Source organism: Streptomyces sp. NPDC033845 (assembly GCF_055576225.1).
The window spans coordinates 330,286-348,204 of sequence record NZ_JBVIRI010000006.1; the positions used below are offsets into that span (position 1 = coordinate 330,286).

At 69.9% G+C, this 17,919-nt stretch carries 12 protein-coding genes and 1 pseudogene; 11 read left to right on the plus strand and 2 right to left on the minus strand.

Annotated features, from left to right (window positions below; translation table 11 throughout):
• Nucleotides 1–5 precede the first annotated feature (5 nt).
• The 5 genes and pseudogenes from ACZ50K_RS16165 to ACZ50K_RS16185 all read left to right on the plus strand — a co-directional run bounded on the left by ACZ50K_RS16165 (nt 6) and on the right by ACZ50K_RS16185 (nt 5,709).
• A complete protein-coding gene (locus ACZ50K_RS16165; protein WP_468903055.1) occupies nt 6–1,052 on the plus strand; it encodes a YihY/virulence factor BrkB family protein in 1,047 nt (348 codons plus the stop codon).
• A gap of 275 nt (nt 1,053–1,327) precedes the next feature.
• Nucleotides 1,328–3,214 (plus strand): PAS domain S-box protein, encoded by a 1,887-nt coding sequence (locus tag ACZ50K_RS16170; RefSeq protein WP_468903058.1) that lies wholly within the window; start codon nt 1,328–1,330, stop codon nt 3,212–3,214.
• Nucleotides 3,215–3,655: 441 nt separating this feature from the next.
• Entirely contained in the window at nt 3,656–4,258 is a 603-nt protein-coding gene (locus ACZ50K_RS16175; RefSeq protein ID WP_468903060.1) for a GNAT family N-acetyltransferase, read from the plus strand.
• Nucleotides 4,259–4,902: 644 nt separating this feature from the next.
• A pseudogene (locus ACZ50K_RS16180) lies at nt 4,903–5,366 on the plus strand (GNAT family N-acetyltransferase); the annotation flags it as partial.
• Between the two features lie 130 nt (nt 5,367–5,496).
• A complete protein-coding gene (locus ACZ50K_RS16185; protein ID WP_468903063.1) occupies nt 5,497–5,709 on the plus strand; it encodes a hypothetical protein in 213 nt (70 codons plus the stop codon).
• Nucleotides 5,710–5,776: 67 nt separating this feature from the next.
• Here the strand turns inward: ACZ50K_RS16185 and ACZ50K_RS16190 are convergent, their stop codons facing one another.
• A complete protein-coding gene (locus ACZ50K_RS16190) occupies nt 5,777–8,680 on the minus strand; it encodes a helix-turn-helix transcriptional regulator (protein ID WP_468903066.1) in 2,904 nt (967 codons plus the stop codon).
• Nucleotides 8,681–9,340: 660 nt separating this feature from the next.
• The gene (locus ACZ50K_RS16195; protein ID WP_468903068.1) at nt 9,341–10,603 is read right to left on the minus strand and encodes a pre-peptidase C-terminal domain-containing protein; all 1,263 of its coding nucleotides are present in this window, start codon (nt 10,601–10,603) and stop codon (nt 9,341–9,343) included.
• Between the two features lie 519 nt (nt 10,604–11,122).
• Between ACZ50K_RS16195 and ACZ50K_RS16200 the strand changes: the two genes are divergently transcribed.
• The 6 genes from ACZ50K_RS16200 (at nt 11,123) to ACZ50K_RS16225 (ending at nt 17,474) form a co-directional block, all read left to right on the plus strand.
• On the plus strand, nt 11,123–12,064 hold the full coding sequence (locus ACZ50K_RS16200) for an ABC transporter substrate-binding protein (protein ID WP_468903070.1): 942 nt from the start codon (nt 11,123–11,125) through the stop codon (nt 12,062–12,064).
• Nucleotide 12,065: 1 nt separating this feature from the next.
• Complete coding sequence (locus tag ACZ50K_RS16205; RefSeq protein ID WP_468903072.1) at nt 12,066–13,028, plus strand: amino acid ABC transporter permease; 963 nt, start codon at nt 12,066–12,068, stop codon at nt 13,026–13,028.
• 8 nt (nt 13,029–13,036) lie between these two features.
• Nucleotides 13,037–13,789 carry an amino acid ABC transporter ATP-binding protein gene (locus ACZ50K_RS16210; RefSeq protein ID WP_468903239.1) on the plus strand — a complete coding sequence of 251 codons (753 nt, stop codon included), beginning with the start codon at nt 13,037–13,039 and terminating at the stop codon, nt 13,787–13,789.
• Nucleotides 13,786–15,000: a M20 family metallopeptidase gene (locus ACZ50K_RS16215; RefSeq protein ID WP_468903074.1), complete on the plus strand. Its 1,215-nt coding sequence runs from the start codon at nt 13,786–13,788 to the stop codon at nt 14,998–15,000. Before ACZ50K_RS16210 ends, ACZ50K_RS16215 begins: the two co-directional genes overlap by 4 nt.
• A gap of 179 nt (nt 15,001–15,179) precedes the next feature.
• Nucleotides 15,180–16,469 carry a cyanophycinase gene (locus ACZ50K_RS16220; protein ID WP_468903076.1) on the plus strand — a complete coding sequence of 430 codons (1,290 nt, stop codon included), beginning with the start codon at nt 15,180–15,182 and terminating at the stop codon, nt 16,467–16,469.
• 135 nt (nt 16,470–16,604) lie between these two features.
• Entirely contained in the window at nt 16,605–17,474 is an 870-nt protein-coding gene (locus ACZ50K_RS16225; RefSeq protein ID WP_468903079.1) for a MurR/RpiR family transcriptional regulator, read from the plus strand.
• Nucleotides 17,475–17,919: the final 445 nt, after the last annotated feature.

Consider the following 17,919-nt stretch of genomic DNA (forward strand, 5'->3'; position numbering starts at 1 on the left):
CAGACATGACATCTACCTCGAAACCAAGCCCCGGCGGAGAAGAGCGGTGCGCGCCGGTCGGCCGCGGGACCGCGGCGGGCCCGGATCCGCTGGTGGCGGAGCGGGCTCCCGACCGTCCCGCCGAGCTGCCGAAGCGGTCGTGGAGGGCCGTGCTGCGCGGCACCGTGCGGGAGTTCCGGGACGACGAACTGGCCGACCGGGCCGCGGCACTCACCTACTACGGGGTCCTGGCCCTCTTCCCCGCCCTGCTGGTGCTGGTGTCCCTGCTGGGCCTGGCGGGAGACTCCGTGACCCGGGAGGTCCTGGAGAACCTGCGGAAGCTCGCTCCCGGCTCGGCACGCGATGTGGTCAGCGACGCGGTCCGGCAGATCCAGGGCCGATCCGGTATCGGATCGCTCCTGGCGGTCCTCGGGCTCCTTGCCGCCGTGTGGTCGGCGTCCGGCTACATCGCCGCGTTCATCCGCGCCGCGAACGCCGTCTACGACATCCCCGAAGGCCGACCTGTGTGGAAGGTCCTCCCGCTGCGCCTGGCCCTCACGCTCACGCTGATGGTCCTGGCCTGCTCCAGCGCGCTGATCGTCGTCTTCTCCGGGTCCCTGGCCCGGCAGGCCGGCACCGCGCTGGGGGTCGGGGACACCGCCGTCGCGGTGTGGACGATCGTGAAGTGGCCGGTCCTCGTCCTCCTCGTCACGATGATGATCGCGATCCTCTACTGGGCCGCCCCGAACGCCAAGGGCCGCGGCTTCACGTGGGTGACGCCGGGCAGCCTTCTGGCGCTGGCCATCTGGATGGCCGTCTCCGCGGGCTTCGCCTTCTACCTGGCGAACTTCGCCTCCTACAACAAGACCTACGGCACCCTCGCCGGTGTGATCATCTTCCTGGTGTGGTTGTGGATCACCAACCTCGCGATCCTCCTCGGTCTGGAGTTCGACGCCGAAATGAGCCGGCAGCGCGCCATCGCCGGCGGGCTGCCCGAGGACGAGGAGCCCTATGTGGAGCCCCGCGACACTCGGGCCTGGAGCGACGGCGACCGCCGCCGAAAGGGGGCATGACGCGGCGGACCCCGCCGCTCGCGAAGCCGGATGAGGTGCGGGCGGCTGCGGGGCTGTCGCGGTTCTCGTGCGATCGATGCTTGGACGCCACGGCCCTGCCTGGCCCGTGCCGTTGACGGGTCGGTGCTCTTCGCGGCTGAGATGTGCCATGGAAGTGGCGCTCCGCAGCTCAGATCTGGTCAATTGGCTGCGCATTTCGATCAATCGGTTCGACGGGTGACGTGGGCGTGGTCGGATGTCCGCTTCGGTGGTGTTCGGCGAGTGCGAGGCGCGACATGACGACGACGGCCGAGGAACCCTTCCGTGCGCTCTTGGAAGCGGCGCCGGACGCGATGGTGATCGTGGACGACTCCGGTGTGATCCGGCTGGTGAACGCCCAGACGGAGGCACTCTTCGGTCACCCCAGACAGGAGTTGCTCGGCCGGTCCATCGACGTCCTGGTGCCCGAGCGGTTCCGCGGGCTCCACCCGCGCCACCGGCTCGGGTACGCGGCCAGTCGCCAGGTCCGGCCCATGGGGGCGGGGCTGGAGCTGTACGGGCTGCGCCGGGACGGACGCGAGTTCCCCGTCGAGATCAGTCTGAGCCCCTTGCAGACCGCCGACGGCCTGCTGATCTCGGCGGCCGTACGCGATGTGAGCGAGCGCAAGGCGGCCGAGGAGCTGTTCCGGGCGCTCCTGGAAGCCGCCCCCGACGCCATGGTGATCGTGGACGATCGCGGCACGATCCAGCTCGTGAACGCCCAGACCGAGGCGCTCTTCGGGCACACCCGGGCCGATCTCCTGGGCCGGCCCGTCGAGGTCCTCGTGCCGGAGAGGTTCCGCGGTCATCACTCCCACTTCCGGCAGGGCTACTTCGTCGACCGCCAGGTCAGACCCATGGGCGCCGGGCTGGAACTGCACGGCCTGTGCCGCGACGGGCGCGAGTTCCCCGTCGAGATCAGCCTGAGCCCCCTCGAAACCCCGGACGGGACGCTGGTGTCGGCGGCCATCCGCGACGTCAGCGACCGCAAGGCCGCCGAGGACAAGCTCGCCGAGCTCTACGAACAGCAGCGCCACGTCGCCCTCACCCTCCAGCGCAGCCTCATGGGCTCGCCGGCGGAGGTACCGGGGATGCCGACGGCGAGCCGGTACTTCCCCGCTCGCCAGGGTGCGGGCGTGGGCGGAGACTGGTTCGACCTGATCCCCCTGGGCGGCGGCCGGGTCGGCGTCATCATCGGCGACGTGATGGGGCGCGGGCTGGAAGCCGCCGCCGTCATGGGACAACTCCGCTCGGCCTCGCACGCGCTGGCGAAGACCGGCATGCCGCCCTGGCAGTTGATGCGTGCCCTCGACGCCGTGGTCAGTGAACTCCCGGACCAGTTCGTCACCTGCTGCTACCTCGTCGTCGACGCGGACGCCGCGGAACTGACGGTCTGCTCGGCCGGACACCTCCCCGTGCTCCTGGCGGCCCCCGACGGCCAGGTGAGCCGCTTGGCCGTCGATGTCAGCGTGCCGCTCGGGGTCGGCGAGGTACCGCACCACGAGAGCCGCCACACCGTGGAACCCGGCTCGGTCCTCGCCCTCTACACCGACGGGCTCGTCGAAACGCCGGGCAGCGACATCGAGGAGCAACTCGACAGCCTGGCCGTGGCACTCGCCAAGAGGGGCACCCAGGCCGAAGGCCTGGAAGCGATGGCCGACTGCCTCCTCGCCGAGATGCTCCCGGACGCCGACGACAACTCGGACGACGTCACCCTCCTCCTGGTGCACATCCCCGATTCACCGGTGACCTCGCGGAGCGTGGTGCTGCCCGCCCAGCCCGGCAGCGTCGGCGAGGGCCGGCGCTTCCTGCGCTCCACCCTCGCGGCGTGGGGGAGCCGGGACGACCAGCTCTGCGACACGGCCTGCCTGCTCGCCTCGGAACTCCTGTCCAACGCGGTGAGCCACAGCTGCGGTCCCGTCCAGCTGCGCGTCCGGCGGGCGGGGCGGGAACTCAGCGTCGAGGTGTGCGACGGCAGCCCGGTCCTCCCGCAGGCACGGTTCGCTTCGCACGACGCCGAGTCCGGACGGGGACTCCTCCTGGTGGACTCGCTCGCCGAGGCCTGGGGCACCCTGCCGACGGCCGAGGGCAAGGCCGTGTGGTTCTCCCTTCCACTGCCCCCGTCCGCGAGAGGCGAGGGCTGAGCGACGGGGAGGGCCCGGGACCAGGAACCCGGAACCGGTGTTTCCGGCACCGCGACGCCCACGGCGGCAGCCCCCTCGGCGCGTCGCGGGTCGCTGTGCCGACGCTGATCGTGGGCCTGCCGGTGGCTCTTGTGGTGGCGTACCGGCGTCAGGTGGCCAAGGGGCGGCGCGGTGGTCCGGTGGGTGACAGGGCGCGATCTGCGGCCGCGGACCCGGGGGCGGCGAAGGTGAGCCCCGTCGGAGTTCCGGCCGCTCTCGCCGTCGAGAGGGCCAGCCATGTGGACGAGAAGCAGCAGCTGAGAGCGGTGAGTCCGGTGGGGATGGGGTCCCGCTGGGTGATGCAGGTCGTGAAGGTCTCCGTGCGGGATTGGCGTTGACGAGCACCGCGGGGTTCGGCATAACCGATCGACACCCTGGTCGTGATGGCGTTGGCTGGCCGGCATGCCATGGCTGCGTACCGATCGTCTCCTGCTCCGCCGGTGGCGCGAGTCCGACCTTGAACCGTGGGCGGCGATGAACGCCGATCCCGAAGTCCGAGAACACCTGGGGGAACTGCTGACGCGGGAGCGGAGCGATGCCGCGGTGGCACTCATGCAGACCGAGTTCGACGAGCGAGGTTTTGGGTGGTGGGCGCTCGAAGTACGGGAGACCGGCGAGTTCATCGGCCGCGCCGGCTTGGACGAGGTGGACGAGGACATGCCGTTCGCGGGGGTGGATATCGGGTGGCGGTTGATGCGTTCGGCGTGGGGTCACGGATACGCCACCGAGGCCGCCCTGGCCTGCCTGGCCTACGGCTTTGATGACCTCGGGCTGCCGGAAGTCGTAGCGACCACGACCGTGGACAACATTCGTTCCCAGGCGGTGATGCGCCGGATCGGCATGACCCGCGACCCGGCCGACGACTTCGAGGATCCGAGCGTGCCCGAAGGGCCGCTCCGCCAGTGCGTGCTGTACCGGACCGCCGGCAGAGAAGCCCACGCCGTGGGCCCGCCGGACGGCCGGGCGGTGAACCCCTGGGCCAGCAGATCGGAAGCCTCGACCTGAGCCATGGCGGTTCCCGCCACGTCGGTGAGTCACTCGCGGCGGAGCATGGGGTCCTCCGGAACGGCTGAGGGCACAACCAGCACCCGCGAAGCCGCCGACGGCCCTTGCCGCGGAACGGTGGTCACGGACACGCAGATGCTGATGAAGCGCTGCGCGGCCGGGGGCCACCCGTGAGGGCCGGCCGCCGGCTGAGGACGGGGAAAGGGTCCTTGACTGTGACCGCCAGGCCGTGGGCGAGGTCGTCGGCCTGTACCCCACTCCGCTGGTGGTGCGGCTGGAGGATGCTTCCCACTTCCACAGGATCGCCCGAACCATCGCGTGCACCTCCACCGCCCGCCCCCGCCCCGTCCCGGCCACGACGAGGGGGGACGGGTACCGGCGCCCCGGCAACGGCAGCGGCGCCGGGCACGTCGCGCAGGGCCAGCTGCGCGTCTACCGACCCTCTCCCTGGGCGTGGCCGCCCTGTGTCGGCTGGTCCGGGTGTGCCGGGAGCGGGCGGTGAGGGCCATGGGGTCCGGCTGTCAGGCACCCCGTCCGACCGTCCATGCGGCGTGTCCGGCGTAACCGGGAACGTACTCGCCCCGACGGTCGGGATAACCGGGTGGTCGGAGGCGGGTGTGACGCGGCAGGATGCCCCGCATGACCGCTACTGGGACTTCCGCCGTGGACCGAACCGGCCCGCGCCCAGCGCTTCATCGCATCCTGCCGGACGATCGAGGAGGAAGGCACGGGAGCACGGGTGGCCGCCGACCGCGCCTGCGACGGAGCGTTCATCGGGTGGTGCGGCTTGACCAGCTGGGATCCGGACTTCCGTAGTGCGTCCCTGGGCTACGTCTTCGACGCCGGCGCGTGGGGCCACGGCTACGCCACGGAGACCGCGCACGCCGTCCTGCGGTGGGCGTTCGACACCCTGGACCTGAACCGCGTACAGGCCGAGACCGACACCCGCAACGCGGCGTCCGCCCGGGTCCTGGAGAAGCTCGGCTTCGTCCGCGAAGGCACCCTCGGCGAGGACTGTGTCGTGGCCGGCGACGTCTCCGACTCGTGGGCTTTCGGCCTCCTGCGCCGAGAGTGGCACCCGACGGCCACGCCGACGGCAGGCCGCTAGCTCCGACACCTGCCCATTTCGCGGACGGGGGCCGGATCCGCAACCGGAAACCTGCGAGCTGGACGGCCGGCCCTTGGTAGCGGGCGAGATCGGCCGGGGCCAAGAGGCGGCGACTGGCACCCGGCTGGCGGTGACGGACCAGGACCTGGACGGGTTGCCCCTGACGACGGCGAAAGCGATCGGGATCGTCGGGTTCGTGCCGGCCGCGAGCATCGACCCGGTCCGGATCGGCGCCTCGCGTGACCGCGAGCGCCTGGGCCCGAAGGGCTTCGCGGAGCACGTCGGTGACGAGCTCGGCTGCGTCAACCGGCAAGGGGCGGGCCTCTTGGACCGTGCGCGGTGAGTCAGCCCTCAACGCTTTCGACGTCTCCTTCGACGGCGGGCTCTCCTCAGTCAGTCGGTAGCCCCGACTACCCTCGTTCTGCTGTTCGTCTGGCGGACGCGGGATCAGTCTCAGAAGGGTCAACTACCAGCCGAGGCTGGTTTCGGGGTGTCAGTGCTTCGGCGAGTTGCTGGCGGTTTGTGACGCGGAGCTTGCGGTAGGCGCTGGTGAGATGGGCCTCGACCGTCTTCGACGTGATGAACAGGGTTTGGGCGATGTCGCGGTTGTTCGTGCCGATGGCGGCCAGGTCGGCGATGCGTCGTTCGCTGGGGGTGAGGGAGTCGGGTCCGGAGACCTGGATGCGGCGGGGTCGGCCGCCGGATGCGGCCAGTTCGGCGGTGGCCCGGTCGGTGAGGGGGCGGGCTCCGCAGAGTTCGGCGATCGCACGGCCCTCGCTCAGCAGGTCGCGGGCTTCGTTGCGTTGGTCCAGGTGCCGTAGGGCCGAGCCGAGTTCGACGAGGGATTTGGCGTGCTCCAGACGCGCCGAGCCGGCCGCCAGCAGGCGGACGGACTCCCGCAGGTCGTCCACGCCTTCGGCGGGGCCGGTCACGACGCCGCGTACGCGCAGGGCGTGGCCCAGAGCGCGTGGGGCGCCCCAGCGGCGGGCGCGGGCGACTTCCTCCGCGACGAGGGCGATGGCTTCCTCCCGCCGGTCCATGGCCCGCAGGCTCAGAGCGGCTTCAGACCGCCAGGCCAGGCAGGCGGGGTTGTCGCCGGCGTGTGCGGCGTAGATCTCTCCGGACCTCAGTGAGCAGGCGTAAGCCTGCTCGTGATCTCCGCTCAGACGGAGGAACTGTGCCTTGGCGTCGACGAGCCAGTACCGGAGCTCCGCCACCGACTCGTCCTTGGGGTCGACCTGCCGGAGGACTTCGTCGGCCTCGTCCATGCGTCCCTGCTCGATCAGGATCCAGGCGAAGATGCCGAGCGCCACCGGGCGTGCCATGTCGTGGTGCATGAGGTCCATCAACCGCAGGACCTCGCGTACTTCGGTTTCCGCTTCTGCGAGTTGGCCCTGCCAGAACCAGGACGCCGGGCGGTAGAGGGCGGCGATGGGCAGCGCGGCTAGTGATCCGCTGCGGCGGGCCTCGTCGACGGCGCTGTCCATGGCGTCCATGGCTTCCTGGTGGTGGTCGGCCACGAGCAGGCTCAGCCAGGCACCGGAGATCACGGCCTGTGCGTTGGACAGGCGCAGCCTTCCGTCGGCGAGGGCCGAGCGCGCGTGGGCGACGGCGGCGGGGTCGCACTGCCAGGCCTCCAGACCGGCGATCATGGCTTCCAGGGCGTGTGCCCCGATGGTGTCGGCGGGCGGGAGCCGGATGAGGTCGGGGAGGGACTGCGACAGGTGCGCCCCGGTGCTGGCGGCCGGGGGGAAGCAGAGGAGGTTGCCCTCCAGGTGGCGGCGCAGGTCGTTGTCGTCGGCGGGCAGGTCGTCGCGGGCCTGGCGGGCCACGACCACGCCTTCGGGGGTGCGGAAGAGGTAGTGCAGGGCCATGCTCAGCGTCGCCGCGAGGCGGGCACGCTGGTGAATGTCCGTGGTGAGGTCGAGGGCCCGGGCGAAGCAGTCGGCGGCGGCGGGGAGGTCGACCTGCATCGCCGCGGAACCGGCCTCGATCAGGGTTTCCGTCAGCACCTGTGGTGAGGGCGGCTCTGTGAGGGCGCGGCGGAGGTACATGTGCGCGCTTTCGGCGGAGCCGCGCTGGAGGGCTTCGGAAGCGGCCTGCCGCAGCAGGGCGACGACCTGCTGGTCACCGGCCGGGGGTGTCCGCAGGAGTTGGATGGCGACATGGATCGCGGTCGCACCCGACCGTCGGAGCACGTCGACGGCCTGTTCATGGGCCCGCGTGAGCTCTGCCTGGTCGAGGAGGTCGTAGACGGCGGAGCGGATCAGCGGGTGGACGAACCGCAGCTGACTGCCGGCCCGGGCGGCTCCGGTGTCCTCGGTCTGCAGCAGATCGATGCGCTGGAGAGCGCCGATGCCGTCGGCCGCAGCGAGAGGGGGTATTCCGGTGAGCGCCGATACGGTGGTGAGGTCGGCGCTCTCGCCCAGCACGGCCACCGCCTGCGCCAGGCGGGTGGCCTCCGGCGGCAGGCCCGCCAGGCGGGTCCGTACCCGGTGCGACACCGCGCGCGCCCCTACCTCCGCCACCAGGGTGGCATTCTCCGCGATGGGCTCCCACCCCTCCTCCACCGCGCTTACCAGTGAGTCCAGCAACAGGGGATTGCCGCCGGTGGCGGTGTGGCAGGCGTCGAGGAACTCCACATCGGCGTCCCTGGCGAGCCGGTCGCGGAGCATACGTACCGAACCGATTCTGCTCAGTGGCTTGGGCCGGAACTGGCGGGACATGTGGTGGTCGGAGATCCGGCTGAGCAACCGCGTCTCGGCACCGGGTTCGTTGGGCCGCATGCCCACGGCGACCAGAACCGCCAACTCGGAAACCCGTGGCAGGAGGTAGGCCAGGAACCTCAGCGACGCCGCATCGACCCAGTGCGCGTCGTCGACCACCAGGAGCAGCGGCCGGTCCTGGGAGACGTTGGCGGTCAGCCAGTACAGCCCGTGCAGGACCGCGAAGTCCTCGACGGTGGCAGCTCCGGACCGGCCCCCGCCGCTGACCACCGCGGAAGCGGGGGCGGCAGCGGCCGAAAGCCACTGTCCACGTTCTTCGTCGGAGCCCTTGGCCAGCATCGGTGCGAACAACTGCTGGATCAGGCCCATCGGGAACGACCGCTCCAGCTCGGAGCCACGGCCCGACAGCACTCGGGCACCCGATCGGTCGGCGTACCGGGCCACTTCGTCCAGCAGCCGGGTCTTCCCGATGCCGGCCGGCCCCTCCACGACCAGCAGGCCGCCCGCGCCGCCCAGCAACTCCTCGACCGCATCGCGGAGAGCGGTCAGCTCCGCATCCCGCTCGACCAGACCCCCGGAGAACGTCATGCCCTCAGTATCTGCCGCCCGGCCCCAGAGTCCACCGAGGGGACGCATCCCTTTCGGCCCGGCACAAATGCACGTGTCACCTCGAACGGGTCCAGCAAGGCTCTGGCTCTCCTTCGACGGTGAGGGTCAGACGGTCAAGGACGGATCTCCCAATGGAAGTGACACCCGATGTCAGACGTTGATCATTCAGCCGGTGGTGAGGGCGTAGGCGGACGGCGGTCGGACATCCGAGAGCCGGCCTGCAGAGCCGACTCCGTCGAGGGAACCGTCCCACAGCGGCCCTGGGCGTACGTGAGTGAGCCACGCGATCCGGACGGGGGTCCGCGGCCCTGGCCGCACCTACGGGGAACCGACGGGAGGGCCGCTCGACGGCACATGCCGGACGTGACGGGCCGGACCGGCGCCGCGAACAGGGTCGAATCCATGAACGTCCGCCCCCGCAACGCGACCCCCCTGACGCGGCTGTCCCCCCGGGGCAACCCGCGTTGAAGGTCCTCTTCCTCCTGGTCCGCGCGCAGATCAGCCCGAAGGCGCGGGACGCGAACCACGACGTCGCACAGCGCAAGGAGGCACTGAACCGGTCCTCAGTGTTACCCGAGGGCCGGCTCAGGATCCCATGACACCCGACGACCTACGAGATCACGGACACGTCCTCGCGACTCAGCCCTTGGTCAGAGTGCACGTATAGGGAGAACTGCTCGACCCCTGGTAGGCGTCGAGCTCGACGTAGTAGGTGCCGCTTCCCGTGGCGGTCCTGGTGAAGGCCAGGTTCTCGTCGGTACCCGCTCCGTCGTTCACCGACCGGGTGAGGGTGCTGCCGCCGGAGTCCAGGAGGTAGAGGTCGGCGTCGTAGGCGTCAGGAATGGCGCAGAGGACGGCGACTCGCTCGCCGGCTGCGAGGGTGACGCGGAAGAGGTCCCGGTCGCTGGTCGACTTCATGCTGCCCGTCAGCGTGGCCGGGTAGGTGAGGCCGGTGGCGTCGTCGGCGGTGGCCCGCGTGTCGTTCGCCTCGGTCTCGGCCAGGGCGGACGTGTCGCCGGCCGGTGAACACGCGGTCCGTGGAGTGCCGGTGTACAGGTCGGGGTCGGCGACTCCGCCCGTGACGCTGCGGAGGTAGTAGCCGCAGGTGGGGCGGTTCTTGAAATCATAGGTCTGCCCGGGGCCCAGGCGCCAGATCTTGTAGTCCGAGAAGGTCAGGGGTTTGCCGGAGGTGGCCTGTTCCGGCTGGTGGTCGCCCAGGACGACGAAGGCCTCCCTGCCGTAGAGGGTGGCTGTTCCGTTCTTGTCGAGGAGCAGCGAGCTGCCTTCCTCAACGCCTACACCCCAGGCTTTGCCTCCGGGAGTCCGCCCGTCCTTGATGGCGCGGGCGACGAAGGCCATGGTGCGGCCCATTCGGTCGCGGGTCGTGAAGTGGGAGTCGTTGACGACTCCGCTGTAGTTCGCCCAGTCGAACATGCCGGTGGTGAGCGTGATGTAGCTGTCGTACGGGTTGGCGAGGGCTTCTGAGCTGGTGACGCTGCCCTTGCAGGCATCGTAGACGACGGGGCTGTTGACGTGGTGGCCGGCGCTGCCGCCGCCCGAGCCGCCCCCCTTGGCCACGACGGACTCGACGGAGGCCTCCAGCGCGCTGTCCTTCCAGGCGGTGTAGCGGCACTGGTCTCCGCCGGCGAAGTAGACGAATTCGGCGTTGCGGATGTCGGTGTTCACCTGGTTGTTGTTGCCGTCCGCAGCAGCGGTCAGGGTCCAGCTGGTGCAGGAGTTGACACCAGGCAGCGCCATGGCCGCGTCGCACTCGGGGGTAGGGCTGCCTGAAGTGGGTGCGGAGCCGGCCAGGACGACGACGTCCAGGCTCCCGGTGCCGCCGCGGATGGCGTCGACGGCAGCGGACATGGATCCGGAGATGATCTTGCCATCGCCGTTCATGGTGAAGGCAGGGCCTTGCCACGACGTGCGGCTCACGTCCGAGCTGCTGCCCAGGCGGATCCGCGTGGCGGCGGCCTGCGCGCTGCCTGAAGCGGTGAGTGTGGCGGCGAGTGTGAGCAGTGCTACGGCAGTCGAGGCCGGAGCGGCGTGCCTGAACCGTGTGCCCATGGTTTCTCCAAAGGGTGGGGGAGGGGTGTGAATCTGTGGGGCAGGGCGTGGCGACGCCCTGAGCGGCGCTCGGGGGAGGCGCGCCGTCCCGTGTCCGCTGCAGTAGCGGAACTTACAAGCCGAGCTGAATGAGCGGTAGATGTAGAACCGGAACCGCCCTCCCGTCCGGTTGGTCGGGTGATCTGATCAGCTCAACGGCGTAGGTGTGCGGTCTTGCGGCCGTAGCGGTACCCGTTACCCCAATGTAACGAGCGATACATCTAGCCATTCGACAGGTCGTTCTGTAATTTCCATGTTGCAGTCGACGGCGAACGCCCCGTCGGCCCCGAAGACCGGAGAGGCATACGCCTGATGAACAACCGTCTGGCCCGAAATCTGACCACGGCGCTGACGGCCGCGACCGCGCTGGCCACGCTCACTTCCTGTTCGGACTCCGCCGCCGAGACCACTGACCAGCCGACCACCGTCGCGGGAGTGCCGGTCGCGAAGGACACCGCGCTGCACGATGCGCTGCCCGACGAGATCAAGAAGGCGGGCACCGTACGCGTGGCCACTGACGTGCCCTATGCGCCGTTCGAGATGTTCGTGACCGAGGGCGAACCGGAGCTCACCGGCCTCGACTACGACCTGGGGCAGGCGCTGGGGGCCAAGCTGGGGGTCAGGTTCGCCTTCACGCCGCAGAAGTTCGACGGCATCGTGCCGGCCATTCAGGCCGGAAAGTTCGACGCGGCGATGTCGGCGATGACGGACAACAAGGAGCGCCAGGCGGTGGTCGACTTCGTCGACTACTCCGTGTCCGGCTCCGGGATCATGGTGCTGAAGGGCAACCCCGAGAAGATCGTCACCCTCGACGACCTGTGCGGGAAGAAGGCCGCGGTGCAGGCGGCGACCAACCAGCTGGACCTCTTGAAGGAACACCAGACGAACTGCAAGGCTGCCGGGAAGAGCGAGATCGACATCCAGACCTTCCCCAAGGACTCCGACGCGCAGCTCGCCCTGCGCTCCGGCAAGGTCGTCGCCCAGGTGCAGACCAAGCCCGCCGCGGGCTGGACCGCCAAGACCGCCGACGGCGGCAATGCCTTCCAGGTCGTGGATGACCCGGCCGCCGCGGGCGGCTACGGTGCCTCGCCGAACGGGATCGCCGTCTCCAAGAAACTGCCCCGGCTCAGCGACGCGATCCACAAGGCCTTGCAGGCTCTGATCGACGACGGCACCGTGAGCAAGATCTTCGACAAGTACGGTGTCGCCTCCATCGCCCTCAAGGAGGCCACCAAGAACGCGGCGGTGGACTGAAATGACCACCACCACGGCCCCCGCGGACCTCGACCGTCCGGCCCCCCAGCAGCTCACCGTCGTTCCGCTGCGGCACTACGGCCGATGGATCGCCGCTGCTGCGGCCGTCACCGCACTCATCGGTGTGGCCGGATCACTGGCGAAGAACGGCAATCTCCACTGGGAGATCATCGGCCGGTTCCTCTTCGCCGACCTGATCTTCTCCGGGCTCGCCACCACCCTGTGGCTCACCGTGGCCGCGATGGCCCTCGGCCTCGTTCTGGGCACCCTGGTCGCAGTGATGCGGCTGTCGTCCAACCCGGTTCTCCACGGCATGTCCTCACTGTTCGTCTGGTTCTTCCGTGGCACCCCCCTGCTGGTCCAGATCATCTTCTGGGGTTACGCCGCGGCTCTCTACCAGTACGTGAAGATCGGGATCCCGTTCACCAGCGTCACCTTCTTCCAGGTCGAGACGAACTCCCTCCTCACGCCGGCCGTCGCTGCCCTGCTGGCCCTCGGTCTCAACGAGGCCGCGTACGCCTCGGAGATCGTCAGGGCCGGGATCCAGTCGGTGGACCCCGGTCAAACCGAAGCCGCGCACTCGCTCGGAATGCGGCCCGCCCAGACGATGCGCAGGATCGTGCTGCCCCAGGCCATGCGGGTGATCATCCCGCCGATGGGCAATGAGACGATCAACATGCTGAAGATGACCGCCCTGGTCTCGATCATCTCGGCGCACGACCTGATGTCCAACATCCAGGACGTGTACGCCCAGAACTACCAGGTCATCCCGATGCTCGCCGTCGCCAGCCTCTGGTACCTGGGCCTGGTCACCCTGCTCGGCATCCCGCAGGCATGGCTGGAGCGTCGATACGGCCGCGGCTCCGACCGCGGCGGCCACGTCTCGCCCCTGCGCCGCATGATCGCCGGCGCACTGGCCGGGCCCGCCCGCACGAAGAAGAACCCGAAAGAGGCGGCCGCGTGAGTGTCCCCATGGTTCACGCCCAAGGCGTGCGCAAGCACTTCGGGGGTCTCGAAGTCCTCAAGGGCATCGACCTGACCGTCGAACGCGGTCAGGTGTGCTGCCTGCTGGGACCCTCCGGCTCGGGCAAGTCGACGTTCCTGCGCTGCATCAACCACCTGGAACGAGTCGACGGCGGGAAGCTCGCGGTCGACGGCGACCCGGTTGGCTACCGTCAGAGCGGATCACGACTCCACGAACTGCGCGAGAGGGAAGTCGCCGCCAGACGGAGCGACATCGGCATGGTCTTCCAGCGCTTCAACCTCTTCCCTCACATGACGGCCCTGGGCAACGTGATGGAAGCCCCCGTCAACGTCCGCAAGGCCGACAAGTCGCGGGTGCGGGACGAGGCCCGCCATCTGCTGGAACAGGTGGGCCTCGGAGACCGGGCCGGCCACTACCCGGCTCAGCTCTCCGGCGGGCAACAGCAGCGCGTCGCCATCGCGCGAGCCCTGGCGATGAAACCCAAACTCATGCTCTTCGACGAACCCACCTCCGCCCTCGACCCCGAACTGGTCGGAGACGTCCTCGACGTGATGCGCCGACTCGCGGCGGACGGCATGACCATGGTCGTGGTCACCCACGAGATCGGCTTCGCCCGCGAGGTGGGTGACACCGCCGTCTTCATGGACGACGGCGTCGTCGTCGAAGCCGGCGACCCCCGCCAGGTCCTGGTCGAACCCCGGCAGGAACGCACCCGCGCGTTCCTCTCGAAGGTCCTGTGACCGCCCCCCCACGGGAGCAGCTGCACACCAACACGCTGCTTCCGTACGCCGAATCACGCCTGGAAGGCTACCTCGCCGACCTCGCCGGCCTGGTGGCCATCGACTCGGGCTCCTACAGCCCCGCCGGTGTGAACCGGATGGCCGACTGGACCCAGAACCGGCTGCTACGGCTCGGATTCGACATCGAGCGCGTCGCCCCCGCCCCCGCCCACGGGAACCCCGTCGGCGATGTGATCCTCGCCCGCAAGCCGGGCGACCTCCCGGTCGAGCAGGGCGGACGACGCCTCCTCCTCGTCGCGCACCTCGACACGGTCTTCGACGACGGAACCGCCGCAGCGCGGCCCTTCCGCGTCGACGGCCACACGGCGCGAGGCCCGGGCGTCAGCGATGACAAGGCCGGCCTGCTGGCCGGCATCACGGCTCTCGAAATCCTGGAGGAGAGGCGGGCGGCCCGGTACGCCGAACTCGTCTTCCTCGCCACCCCGGACGAGGAGATCGGCTCACCTGCGAGCCGCCCGGTCATCGAAGCAGCAGCCCGTGGAGTTCACTTCGCCCTCGCTCTGGAGTGCGCTCGGGAGAACGGCGACCTGGTCATCGCCCGCAAAGGTGTCGCCGAATTCCGTGTGGGCGTCACCGGCCGGGCAGCGCACGCAGGCATCGAGCCTGAGCGGGGGGCGAACGCCGCCCTGACCGCCGCACACCTGGTCGTGGCCCTGCAGTCGCTCAACGGCCACTGGGACGACGTCACCGTGAACGTCGGCGTCGTGCGGGCCGGCAGCCGGCCCAACATCGTCTGCCCGGAAGCCGAACTGCGCGTCGAGGTCCGCTCGGCCACCGCAGCCGGACTCGCGGCGGCCCACCGTGCGATCGAGGCAGCCGCGGCACGGCCCGCCGTGGCCGGCACGACGGCGACCGTCGAGCAGCTGGACCTGTGCCCGCCGATGGAGGACACACCCGCCTCACGCAGCATGTTGGACCAGGCCAAGCACATAGCAGCAGGCTTGGGGATCAGCTTCGCAGGAGCGGCGACCGGCGGCGTCGGGGATGCCAACTTCATCGCCGGTCTCGGCGTACCCACCCTGGACGGCCTCGGCCCGGTCGGCGGCGCCGACCATACGCCGGAGGAATGGCTGGACACCTCCACCGTTCCGGCCCGCGTCGCTCTGCTGGCCTCGCTGATCGCCGACCTCGGCGACAGCCGGACCGGCTGACACCCCCATGAAGACGTCCCGTACCGGTTTGATCGCGCCGTTGCCCGGTACGGGACCCCATCCCCGGCAGCCCATCCCCCTGGCTATCCCCCCGGGCCGTCGGCCCGCGCCGGGACCGCAGCGGCCACCCGTCGCCGCGGTCCCGGCCACCACCCGATCCCACCCACAGGAGGCATCCCATGCCCTTCCCGACCGGAGCCCGCCGTACTGCCCTGGCGGGCAGCACCGCTCTCCTACTCGGCCTGGCCCTCGCCCCGGCCGCCCAGGCGAACACCCCCGCACCAGGCGGCGGACGTGGCTCGCTCGTCCTGATCGGCGGCGGCCTGAAAGCCGACAACACCCAGGTCTACGGCGAGATCATCAAGCGTGCCGGCGGATCGAAGGCCCGCATCGGCGTCCTCACCGCCGCATCCATCCCCGCCAGCCAGGACCCCGACGCGGACGACCCGGACAGATGCAGCAACTCCGCCTGCAACGGGGTCTACTACGCCGGGCTCTTCAAACACCACGGTGCGGCCGACGCCCAATGGATCCCCATCGACCTCGACCACATCACCAATGCCGATTCCGACGAGGTCGTACGGCAGGTCCGGTCCATGACGGGCTTCTTCTTCGGCGGCGGCGACCAGTACCGCTACGTCACCACCCTGCTCCACGGCTCCGCCCACACCGACTCCAAGGTCCTCGCCGCCATCCGGTCCAAGCTCGCCGCCGGGGCGGTCGTCTCCGGATCCAGCGCCGGAGCGCAGATCGCGGCCGGAGCCGACATGGTCACCGGAGGTGACTCCTACGAAGGGCTTCGCGACGGCAGCAGCCCCGGCTACTTCGACGATCCGTCCCGGCTCGGATACCTCCCCGAAGGCGGCTTCGGCTTTCTCCGCTCAGGACTCATCGACACCCACACCGGTACGAACGGACGCGAAGGAAGGGCCCTGCGACTTGCCGCCGACACGGGTCACGACCGCGTCTACGCACTCGAAGAGAACACCGCACTCATCGTCGACGATCCCAGCACCCCCCGCGAGCGACTGCGCGTCCTGGGACCGCAAGGCGTCGCCGTCCTCGACCTCCGGCGAGCCCGCACCAGCAAGAACCCGCAGGCCGGATGGTCCTTGACCGGTGCCCGCTACAGCTACCTCTCCAACGGCGACCGCTACGACCCCGGCCGCTGGCAGATCCAGCCGGCCGACGGCAAGCGGCCACTGATTCCGCTCTACTCCTCACCGATACCTCCCAACTCGGACGTCTTCTACTCTCCGGCCAACCCCGCGGGTGTTCCCTACTCCTTCCTGAACACCGCCCGCGCGCTGGCCGCCAGCACCCAGCGCACCACCTCGGCCGGCACCTTCGAGAGCGGCCCCCGGTTCACCGTCACCTTCGCCAAGCAACCCGGCTTCACCGCCTGGACCAACGACGACGCCACCGCGCACACGGTCACCGGCCTCCGGATAGCCGTCGCCCCGGAGTGACTCCGCCCCGACGCACTCCGGGCGACAGGGCCGGCCGGAATCCAGCGGTACCGGCCGGCCCCACCCGCCCACGCCCGACATTAAGCTCGACCTTGACGGTTTCAGCACCCACGCTCACGAAGGAAGACCCAGCGCATGGTCCCTGGCACGCTCGCCGACGAGATCCGCCGCAAGCTGGGCGACGCCAGCCCAGCCGAACGCAAGGTCGCGCGTGTGCTGCTCGCCGGCTATCCCGCAGCCGGTTTCGAAACCATGGCCGTCCTCGCGGAACGTGCCGCCGTCAGTACCCCGACCGTCCTGCGCTTCATCAACCGGCTGGGCTACCGCGGCTTCCCCGACTTCCAGGCCGCGCTGCGCGCAGAACTGGAGGAACGCAACGCCTCCCCCCTCTCGCTCTACGAGGCAACCGACTACGGCCGCAGTCAAGACGGAGTTGAGGACGTCTCCCTTCTCCAGCGCGGCAGCAACCTCTTCAGCGCCGCTGTCGCCCAGACGCTCGCCGAACTACCCCCGCACGATCTCGAACACGCGATCGCACTGCTATCCGACGGCAAACGCCGCATCACCCTGGCCGGCGGCCGGTTCACGAACCTCTTCGCCCAATACCTCGGCCTGCACCTCATGCAGGTACGCGACGACGTACGGTTCCTGCAGGACCGGGACGTCGAGCGGACCGCGCAGCTCGCAGCGGTCAACCGACGGGACGTCCTCGTCCTGTTTGACTACCGGCGCTACGAGCCTGACAAGGTCTCCATGGCCGAACTCGTCCAGGAACAGGGCGGCAAAGTCATCCTCTTCACCGACGTATGGCTGTCACCCGCGGCTGCGCACGCGCAGGTCGTCCTGCCGAGCCAGGTCGCCGCACCCTCTCCCTACGACAGCCTCGTCCCTACGCTCGCCATCGTCGAGACCGTCGTCGCCGGGGTGCTCACCGCCCTCGGTGAGGCCGCCCGCCACCGGATGCAGCACGGAGAGGACACCGCCCGCCGGATGGGCCTGTACTGAACAGCACCTCCGCGGCGAAGGGTCCGTCGAGTTTACGGCCCTGTCTCACATTCGGGGGTGGTGACGGAGGGTGGCCGAGGTCGTTGTGGTTCGTGTGACGGATGTCAACGAGATTGTGCAGATGGTGTTTTCGGGGATATCCCCGCGGGCCATCGAGTGATGTGATCGATGAGGGCGGGCGGGTCCTGGCGAGGGCGCGGACGCCGAAGGGGGCGGCGCCCTGCCCGGTCTGCGGCGAACCCGCGTGATCGGTTGGATCAGGCCTGCTCACCGGTTGACCGAGGTGCCTCGCTGCAGTGCGTTCCCGCCCCGGGTCTGGCGGCGTCGGGCAGGAAGGCCTGCGGTCGGTGGCCCTGCCGCCAGGACCGCGGCCGGAGAGCGGGGCAGTACTCCGTGCCAGCCCAGCAGCCGCAGCCCCTGTACCGCCTTGCCCGCACGGCAGAGT

Excerpts from the sequence above, each read along its gene's own strand:
- ACZ50K_RS16200 (WP_468903070.1), top strand. The coding sequence starts at position 11,123 with ATGAACAACCGTCTGGCCCGAAATCTGACCACGGCGCTGACGGCCGCG.
- ACZ50K_RS16210 (WP_468903239.1), top strand. The coding sequence starts at position 13,037 with ATGGTTCACGCCCAAGGCGTGCGCAAGCACTTCGGGGGTCTCGAAGTC.
- ACZ50K_RS16170 (WP_468903058.1), top strand. The coding sequence starts at position 1,328 with ATGACGACGACGGCCGAGGAACCCTTCCGTGCGCTCTTGGAAGCGGCG.
- ACZ50K_RS16195 (WP_468903068.1), bottom strand. The coding sequence starts at position 10,603 with ATGAACGGCGATGGCAAGATCATCTCCGGATCCATGTCCGCTGCCGTC.
- ACZ50K_RS16165 (WP_468903055.1), top strand. The coding sequence starts at position 6 with ATGACATCTACCTCGAAACCAAGCCCCGGCGGAGAAGAGCGGTGCGCG.
- ACZ50K_RS16225 (WP_468903079.1), top strand. The coding sequence starts at position 16,605 with ATGGTCCCTGGCACGCTCGCCGACGAGATCCGCCGCAAGCTGGGCGAC.
- ACZ50K_RS16190 (WP_468903066.1), bottom strand. The coding sequence starts at position 8,680 with ATGACGTTCTCCGGGGGTCTGGTCGAGCGGGATGCGGAGCTGACCGCT.
- ACZ50K_RS16205 (WP_468903072.1), top strand. The coding sequence starts at position 12,066 with ATGACCACCACCACGGCCCCCGCGGACCTCGACCGTCCGGCCCCCCAG.
- ACZ50K_RS16220 (WP_468903076.1), top strand. The coding sequence starts at position 15,180 with ATGCCCTTCCCGACCGGAGCCCGCCGTACTGCCCTGGCGGGCAGCACC.
- ACZ50K_RS16175 (WP_468903060.1), top strand. The coding sequence starts at position 3,656 with ATGCCATGGCTGCGTACCGATCGTCTCCTGCTCCGCCGGTGGCGCGAG.